This is a genomic window from Methylomonas koyamae (genome assembly GCF_001644025.1).
Classification (GTDB): domain Bacteria; phylum Pseudomonadota; class Gammaproteobacteria; order Methylococcales; family Methylomonadaceae; genus Methylomonas; species Methylomonas koyamae_A.
The window spans coordinates 53,672-61,260 of the sequence record NZ_LUUK01000013.1 but is presented as its reverse complement, the minus strand read 5'-3'; the positions used below and the strand labels follow the sequence as shown (position 1 = coordinate 61,260).

The following is a 7,589-nucleotide window of genomic DNA, read 5'->3' as shown; positions in this document are numbered from 1 at the left end:
AGGGGCTTTTACGACACCCTTCTTCAGTGGGTGTTACGCGGTGTCGGGCGCGGATTGCGGTCAGTAGTTGAGACCGGGCAGTTGGAGGATCAGCGCGGCGCTGATCATCGCGGCGGCGGTCAAAATGGCCCACAGCGAACGGCGATTGTTGGATTTGAGCTGTTTGCGCAGCAATACCATTTCGCGCTGGTGGTGCTGGATTTGTTGCTGCATCTGGGCGGTGCTTTGCAATGCGTGCAACACCAGGTTAGGGATTTCCGGCAGTTGCTCGGTGATTTCCGGGAGCTTGGCCAGCAATTCCTTGAGCTTGGCGCTGGGCCCCATCCGTTCCTTGAACCAGTTTTCCAGGAAGGGTTTGGCGGTTTGCCACAGGTCCAGCTCGGGGTAGAGCTGCCGGCCCAGGCCTTCGATATTCAACAAGGTTTTTTGCAGCAGTACCAGTTGCGGTTGAACCACCATGTCGAAGCGGCGCGCGGTCTGGAACAGTCTGAGCAACAACAGGCCGAAGGAAATGTCTTTCAGCGGCTTTTCGAAGATGGGTTCGCAGACGGCGCGGATGGCCGCTTCGAATTCCTCGACCCGAGTCGTGCTCGGCACCCAGCCGGACTCGATGTGCATTTGCGCGACCCGCCGGTAATCGTGGTTGAAAAAGGCCAGGAAATTTTCGGCCAGATAGCGTTGGTCGGTATCGGACAGACTGCCGACGATGCCGAAATCGACGGCCAGATATTTGTCCGGCAGTTGCACGAAAATATTGCCGGGGTGCATGTCGGCATGAAAGAAATTGTCGCGGAATACCTGAGTAAAGAAGATTTCCACGCCGCGTTCAGCCAGTTTCTTGAAATCGGCGTCGCCCTTGCGCAAGGCGTCGATGTCGCCGACCGGAATACCGTAGATGCGTTCCATCACCAGCACTTTGCGGCGGGTCAGCGGCCAGTGGATTTCCGGAATGTAGAGCAACTCGGAGTTTTTGAAATTGCTGCGGATCGCGCTGGCGTTGGCGGCTTCGCGGACCAGGTCCAGTTCGTCGAGTATGGTTTTCTCGAACTCGGCGACGATTTCGACGGCGCGCAGGCGGCGGGCATCCGGCCAGAAGCGCTCGGCCAGTTTGGCGAATTCGAACAGCAGCGCGACGTCCGAGTGAATCTTGCCGGCGATGTCCGGGCGCAACACCTTGACGATGACTTGCTCGCCGCTGTGCAATCGCGCGGTATGCACTTGGGCGACCGAGGCCGAGGCCAGCGGCGTCGGATTGAATTCGGCGAAAGCTTCGCCCAGGGTTTGGCCGAGTTGCTGCTCGATGATTTTCCGGGCCGTTTCGGCCGGAAAGGGCGGCACCTTATCCTGGAGCTTGACCAGCTCCTCGGCGATGTCTTCCGGCAGCAAGTCTTTGCGGGTGGACAGGGTTTGGCCGAATTTGACGTAGATCGGCCCCAGGTCTTCCAGCGTTTTGCGGATGCGGACGCCGCGGGGCAGCGTGGTGCGGCCCAGCCAGTAGTTGGGCGAGCAATAGGCCAGAAAGCGGATGGCCCGGAACAAGCGGGTTTTCAACACGATTTCGTCCAGACCGTGGAACATCATCACCCAATTGATATGAATCAGGCGCATCAGGGTTTTGGGACGAATCACAAGCAGTCCTTTTAACGGGGTTCGGTGGGTGGAGTGAGGGCGGCGGCCAGCCGGTCGAGGCGAGCGGTCAGCCGGTCGGTGTCCAAACGCAATTGGTCGATGTCTTGAAAGACTCGTTCGGCTTCCGGTTTGGCCGGCAGTTCGCGGGTTTCTTCCTGGAGAAATTCCTCCAGATTGAGTTTAAACGTGGTCAGGCTCTGCCGCGACCAAGCGCGGCCGCCGCGCACCCAGCCGGCCAGGCGGTGGGCCAGGTCGGCGCCGGCGTAGCGGGCCAACTTGGCTTCCCAGGCGATGTCCAGTTTTTCGAACAAGCGCTGCAGCTTGCGGGCCAGTTGGGTATCGCCGGCCAGTTTGACTTCGCCGCGAAACAGCGAGCGCATGGGCGTGGCGCTCAAGCCCATCAGGCCCAGAGCGGCCAGCGAGCCGCTCAAACTGGCATCGGGTTCGCCGGCGTAACTCTCCAGAATCTGGATGCGCCGGGTGCCGGGACACAGGAACAGTTCGGCGCCGAAGGGCTGAATGCGCAACGCGATGACCTTGCCGGCCATCGGCGCCAGATAGTCTTCGAGGTGGTCGTCCAGCACCAGATACTGGTTCAACGCGGTTTCCAGCGCGGCTACCAGCAGGGGTTTGACTTGCAGAAAATCGTTCGCCATTAGCCGTTCGTCGATCGGAGCTGTTGCGGACAATCGCGCGCTACCATCCGGGGTCGATGGAAGCCGCGGCGCTTAAAACTTGTAGCCCCGGTGCACCGCGACGATACCCTGGGTCATATTGAAATATTCGCAGCGCTCCAGACCGGCGTTTTCCATCATTTGTTTTAGTTCGTCCTGCTTCGGGTGCATCCGGATGGATTCGGCCAGATAGCGGTAGCTTTCCTCGTCCTTGGCGACGACCGCGCCGATTTTGGGCAGCAGATTGAACGAATAAAAGTCGTAAACCTTTTCGGTAATCGGATCGGTCGGATGGGAAAATTCCAGTACGATGACCCGGCCGCCCGGTTTCAAGACTCGGTACATCGAACGCAGCGCGGCGTCCTTGTCGGTGACGTTGCGCAAGCCGAAACCTATCGTCACGCAATCGAAGGTATTGTCGGCGAAGGGCAGGCATTCGGCGTTGACCTGGGCGTAACGGATATTGCCGGCCAGACCTTTGTTGACCAGACGTTCGCGACCGTTGCGCAGCATCTCGGCGTTGATGTCGGCCAATACCACTTGGCCCTTGGCGCCGACCCGTTTCTCGTACAGCATCGTCAAATCGCCGGTGCCGCCGGCCAGATCCAGTATTTTATCGCCTTCGCGCACATTGGCCAGTTGTACCGCGACCCGCTTCCAGATCCGGTGAATGCCGAACGACATCAGATCGTTCATCAGATCGTAGTTGTTGGCGACCGAATCGAACACGCCGCGTACCATCGCGACTTTTTCCGAGACCGGTACTTGTTTGAAGCCGAAATGGGTAGTGTTGTCGTTAGTCATGGTGGCGTTTAATGAGTAATGGGCGAGCGGCGGCTAATGCCGGCGGCTTGGAGTTCTTCGAGATATTGCGACCAGAGCAGCGGAAAGTCCGAACCCAGTTTGTACAACAAGTCCCAACTGTAAATGCCGGTATCGTGGCCGTCGCTGAATACCAGTTTGACCGCGTAATTGCCGACCGGCAGGATGTCGGTGATGGCAACGTCCTCCTTGCCTGTTTGCAGGGTTTCCTGGCCGGGGCCGTGACCGACCGCTTCGGCCGACTGGGTGTAGACGCGCAGGTATTCGGCCGGCATTTCGAAGATGCTGCCGTCGTCGAAATGGATTTCCAGTATACCCGAGACCTGGTGCAGCTTGATTTCGGTCGGGACGTGGTGGCAGGGCGGAATTTCGATACGCATGGCTTATAAGATATAGCGGCTGAGGTCTTCGTCGTCGGCCAGTTCCAGCAAATGGGCGTTGACGTAGGCGGCGTCGATGGTCACGGTTTTTTCCGGCAGGTCCGGGGCGTTGAAGGACACGTCCTCCAGCAACTTCTCCAAGATCGTGTGCAAGCGGCGGGCGCCGATGTTCTCGGTTTTTTCGTTGACCTGCCAGCCCAGTTCGGCGATGCGGCGGATGCCGTCGGCGGTAAATTGCACGTCCACGCCTTCGGTTTTGAGTAGCGCCTGATATTGCTCGGTCAGCGAGGCGTTGGGCTCGGTTAGGATGCGGACGAAGTCTTCGGCGCTAAGCGCGCTCAGTTCGACCCGGATCGGAAAACGGCCTTGCAACTCTGGAATCAGGTCTGACGGTTTGGTCAAATGAAAGGCTCCGGATGCGATGAACAGCACGTGGTCGGTCTTGATCATGCCGTATTTGGTGCTGACCGTGCTGCCTTCGACCAGCGGCAGCAAGTCGCGCTGCACGCCTTCGCGGGAGACTTCGCCGCCGCCGATTTCGCCGCGTTTGCAAATCTTGTCGATCTCGTCCAGAAACACGATGCCGTTTTGCTCGACGGCTTGTAGCGCCGTTTGCTTAATGTCTTCCTCGTTGACCAGTTTGCCGGCTTCTTCTTCCTGTAGCAGTTTCAGCGCGTCCTTGATTTTCAATTTGCGGGTCTTGGTGCGGCCGCTGTTCAGGTTTTGAAACATGCCCTGTAACTGATTGGTCATTTCTTCCATACCCGGCGGCGCCATGATCTCGACACCCACCGACGGCGCCGCGACATCGACTTGAATTTCCTTGTCGTCGAGATCGCCTTCGCGCAGTTTTTTACGCATTTTCTGGCGGGTGGATTCCTCGGTTTCCGACAGCATGCCGCCCTCGGCGCGCGGCAGCAGAATGTCCAGCACCTTGTCTTCGGCGGCGTCGGCGGCGCGGTTTTGCACTTTTTCCATTGCCGCGACGCGAGTCATTTTGACGGCGGTGTCCACCAGATCGCGGATGATGGATTCCACGTCGCGGCCGACGTAACCGACCTCGGTAAACTTGGTGGCTTCTATTTTAATGAAGGGGGCGTTGGCCAAGCGGGCTAGGCGGCGGGCGATTTCGGTCTTGCCGACGCCGGTGGGGCCTATCATCAGAATATTTTTCGGAGTGATTTCCTCGCGCATGCCGGCGTCTACTTGGCCGCGGCGCCAGCGGTTACGTAGCGCGATAGCGACCGAGCGCTTGGCGTCGGCCTGGCCGACGATGTGCTTGTCCAGTTCGCTGACGATTTCTCTCGGGGTCATTTGACTCATGGTTGTTCTTGCTCCGCCGGTTTGGCTTCGGCGTCCAATTCTTCGATGCGTAAATTGTGGTTGGTGTAGATACAGATGTCGCCGGCGATGTGCAGCGATTTCTCGACGATGTCGCGGGCGCCGAGTTCGGTGTTCTCGTACAAGGCGCGGGCCGCGCTTTGCGCGAACGCGCCGCCGGAGCCGATCGCGATGAAATCGTATTCCGGTTCGATCACGTCGCCGGTGCCGGAAATGACCAGGGTGGTTTTGCTATCCGCGATGATCAACAAGGCTTCCAGCTTACGCAGCGCTCGATCGGTGCGCCAATCCTTGGCCATTTCGACGGCGGCGCGGGTCAGATTGCCGCGGTGTTTTTCAAGCTTGCCTTCGAAATGTTCGAACAGGGTAAAGGCGTCGGCGGTGGCGCCGGCAAAACCGCCTATCACCTTGTCGTGGTAAAGCCGGCGCACCTTGCGGGCGTTGGCCTTCATCACGGTGTTGCCCAGCGTGACCTGGCCGTCGCCGCCGATCACGACTTTGTCGCCGCGCCGCACGGACAATATGGTGGTACCTTCGAAACTCGTCATGTTTTCAATCAACGGAACGGGGAAAGCCGAGGATTTTACATGTTCTGGATTGCGATGGGGAGAAGTTTGCTGGGGCTCGCCGGCCGGCCAAGCGTTGAACTATCGGGCGAAACTGATTAAAGTGAGGCGGCCGGATAGGTGGTGCCGATAACGCTGCCGTAGAGCGGCGGCCGGGACGGCTTTCGATCATTAGAATAACAACAAGGGGATCAACATGAGAGGTTCATCAGGCTGGAAACGCGCGGCCTTGCTGTGCGCGGTGTTCTTTTCGGGCGCGGTAGCGGCGGTAACGCCCGACGAAGAAGAAAAACAGCAATGTAAAAAACCCAAATTTCGGGACTTCGAGCCCGCGCACATGGCGGAAGTGGCACCGGGCGTGCCGTTGTCGTTTCACGTTTCGCCCAACGCCGACCCGTTTACGATCACCGCCGAGGCGCGTGGCGAGAAAATGAAAGTGGATGTTGTCAATAAAAAGACCTTCTATCTGGTCAATACGACTTTACCGGCGCTGAGCGGCGGGTTTGCCAGGATACACGTCACCGCGAAAGCCGCCGAAAGCAAGACCATCGCTAGCGGTTGCCTGGGTCAGGATGGTTGGCTGCTGAAAATCAAGGGGGCCGAGGCGCCCGCGAAAACGGCGGTGGCGCCGGCCGCTCAATAGCGGATTTTGTCGGTTTTGGCCTGCCAACGGCGGAACGGCAGATCGGGTTCCGCCAGCGGCAGTCGGCGCATTGCGATTTGGCGTTGCTCGGCGGCCTTGCCGATTTCGTCGTAGATAAAGCCGTCGTCGAAACCGGCTTGGGCTGCGTCGTGGCGGTCACAGGCGTAATACACCGCCTTTAGTCGCGCCCAATAAATCGCGCCCAAGCACATCGGACAGGGTTCGCAACTGGTGTAGAGCGTGCAGTCGGTCAGTTGAAAGTCGCCGAGCGCTCGGCAGGCCAGACGGATTGCCGCGACTTCGGCGTGAGCGCTCGGGTCCAGGTCGGCGGTCACCCGATTGCCGCTGGCGGCGATGACTCGGCCGTTCCGAACGATCAGCGCGCCGAACGGTCCGCCGCCTTGTTCGACATTGGCGGTGGCCAAATCCACCGCTTGCTGTAAAAAGCCGGCGTCCATTAGAGGCCCAACGGGTTGTCCGGGTCGATGCCGGTCATGAACGGCAAACGCCGGTCTTCGTTGGTGATTTGGTAAACCTTGCCCAGCCAATTGTTGAACACCGCCTTGGCGGAGTCGCGCCACGTAATGTCCAAATGGCCGAGTATCTCCTCCTCGGGCAGGGCTTTTAGCGGTCTGGCGCCGTGCCGGGCGGCCTTGACCTCCGCTTCGTACTCGGACAGTAGGCGTTGCGTCGCCGGGTCGAAGTAGTTTTCCGGAAACGGCGGGTAATCGTCGCGTTCCGTGCGGTAAAACCGCAGTACCTCGCGCTTGTATTCCTTCAGCAGGCTGATGTCGTCGTATTCCGGATGGCCTTGGAAGAATACGATACGGAAGCCGTCCGGACTGACCGCCAGATGTACGCCCGCCTGATCGCTGGCCACCAACACTTTCAATCCGTGTTTTGCCATGTCCGCTTGAAAGACTTCGTTGTAGCGCGAGTGCGGTACGTCGAAGCGGGTGTTGATTTCGGCCACCAACGGATGACGGCGGTCGACGACCTTGTGCGAGAACACGCCCCAGCGTTTGGCCGGCAGGCGGGTGCGCTCGACGCCGTAGCAGTGTTGGATCAAGGCATGGGTGGCGAGGCAGGAGCACAGGACCGACGTGACGTTTTGCTTGGCCCATTCGAAGACTTCGGTTAACGGTCCCCAAAATGCTTCGTCCTGCAAGTGGTCGTGGGTGACGTTGGCGCCGCTGATGATCAATGCATCCAGGCCGTCGCGCTTGATTTGCTCGAAGGATTCGTAATAGCGCTCGATATGAGCCAGCGCTTCAGGGCCGCGTTCGAGGCCGGCAATCGTGAATGGATGAACGTGAAATTGGGCAATCTGATTGCAAGCGCCGACCAGCCGGAAAAACTGGCGTTCGGTGGCTTCCAGCGCGGCATCGGGCATGATGTTGAGCAGGCCGATATGCAATTCGCGGATGGATTGGCCTAGCGCGCGCGCCGGACTGAGGATTTCTTCGCCTTCGTCGCGCAGACGGCCGAAGGTCGGCAAATCGGTATGGGCAACTAGCGGCATTGCGGTAGAGGC

9 protein-coding genes are annotated in these 7,589 nt (G+C 59.2%); 1 reads left to right on the top strand and 8 read right to left on the bottom strand.

The features are described 5' to 3' along the window. Positions 1-60: 60 nt before the first annotated feature. The 6 genes from ubiB to hslV form a co-directional block, all read right to left on the bottom strand. On the bottom strand, positions 61-1,629 hold the full coding sequence (ubiB, locus tag A1355_RS01480) for a ubiquinone biosynthesis regulatory protein kinase UbiB (RefSeq protein WP_064024257.1): 1,569 nt from the start codon (positions 1,627-1,629) through the stop codon (positions 61-63). Positions 1,630-1,640: 11 nt separating this feature from the next. Further along, positions 1,641-2,285 carry a ubiquinone biosynthesis accessory factor UbiJ gene (locus A1355_RS01475; protein ID WP_064024255.1) on the bottom strand — a complete coding sequence of 215 codons (645 nt, stop codon included), beginning with the start codon at positions 2,283-2,285 and terminating at the stop codon, positions 1,641-1,643. A 72-nt stretch (positions 2,286-2,357) separates the two neighbouring features. Beyond that, positions 2,358-3,107: a bifunctional demethylmenaquinone methyltransferase/2-methoxy-6-polyprenyl-1,4-benzoquinol methylase UbiE gene (gene ubiE, locus A1355_RS01470; RefSeq protein ID WP_064024253.1), complete on the bottom strand. Its 750-nt coding sequence runs from the start codon at positions 3,105-3,107 to the stop codon at positions 2,358-2,360. Between the two features lie 8 nt (positions 3,108-3,115). Next, a complete protein-coding gene (locus tag A1355_RS01465; RefSeq protein ID WP_064024251.1) occupies positions 3,116-3,505 on the bottom strand; it encodes a gamma-butyrobetaine hydroxylase-like domain-containing protein in 390 nt (129 codons plus the stop codon). Positions 3,506-3,508: 3 nt separating this feature from the next. Further along, positions 3,509-4,828: an ATP-dependent protease ATPase subunit HslU gene (hslU, locus tag A1355_RS01460; RefSeq protein WP_064024249.1), complete on the bottom strand. Its 1,320-nt coding sequence runs from the start codon at positions 4,826-4,828 to the stop codon at positions 3,509-3,511. Further along, positions 4,825-5,394, bottom strand: a complete 570-nt coding sequence (hslV, locus tag A1355_RS01455) for an ATP-dependent protease subunit HslV (protein WP_064024247.1) — start codon at positions 5,392-5,394, stop codon at positions 4,825-4,827. Before hslV ends, hslU begins: the two co-directional genes overlap by 4 nt. Before the next feature lie 214 nt (positions 5,395-5,608). On the opposite strand from hslV, the gene A1355_RS01450 reads away from it, so the two are divergent. Next, a complete protein-coding gene (locus A1355_RS01450) occupies positions 5,609-6,055 on the top strand; it encodes a hypothetical protein (RefSeq protein WP_064024245.1) in 447 nt (148 codons plus the stop codon). Here A1355_RS01450 and A1355_RS01445 read toward each other — a convergent pair. Both A1355_RS01445 and metA read right to left on the bottom strand, forming a co-directional pair. Beyond that, entirely contained in the window at positions 6,049-6,513 is a 465-nt protein-coding gene (locus A1355_RS01445; RefSeq protein ID WP_064024243.1) for a nucleoside deaminase, read from the bottom strand. The genes A1355_RS01450 and A1355_RS01445 overlap by 7 nt on opposite strands. Then, a complete protein-coding gene (gene metA / locus A1355_RS01440) occupies positions 6,513-7,577 on the bottom strand; it encodes a homoserine O-succinyltransferase MetA (protein ID WP_064024240.1) in 1,065 nt (354 codons plus the stop codon). The genes A1355_RS01445 and metA overlap by 1 nt, the downstream gene beginning before the upstream one ends. Positions 7,578-7,589: the final 12 nt, after the last annotated feature.

Excerpts from the sequence above, each read along its gene's own strand:
- A1355_RS01475 (WP_064024255.1), bottom strand. The coding sequence starts at position 2,285 with ATGGCGAACGATTTTCTGCAAGTCAAACCCCTGCTGGTAGCCGCGCTG.
- ubiE (WP_064024253.1), bottom strand. The coding sequence starts at position 3,107 with ATGACTAACGACAACACTACCCATTTCGGCTTCAAACAAGTACCGGTC.
- A1355_RS01465 (WP_064024251.1), bottom strand. The coding sequence starts at position 3,505 with ATGCGTATCGAAATTCCGCCCTGCCACCACGTCCCGACCGAAATCAAG.
- hslU (WP_064024249.1), bottom strand. The coding sequence starts at position 4,828 with ATGAGTCAAATGACCCCGAGAGAAATCGTCAGCGAACTGGACAAGCAC.
- hslV (WP_064024247.1), bottom strand. The coding sequence starts at position 5,394 with ATGACGAGTTTCGAAGGTACCACCATATTGTCCGTGCGGCGCGGCGAC.
- A1355_RS01450 (WP_064024245.1), top strand. The coding sequence starts at position 5,609 with ATGAGAGGTTCATCAGGCTGGAAACGCGCGGCCTTGCTGTGCGCGGTG.
- A1355_RS01445 (WP_064024243.1), bottom strand. The coding sequence starts at position 6,513 with ATGGACGCCGGCTTTTTACAGCAAGCGGTGGATTTGGCCACCGCCAAT.
- metA (WP_064024240.1), bottom strand. The coding sequence starts at position 7,577 with ATGCCGCTAGTTGCCCATACCGATTTGCCGACCTTCGGCCGTCTGCGC.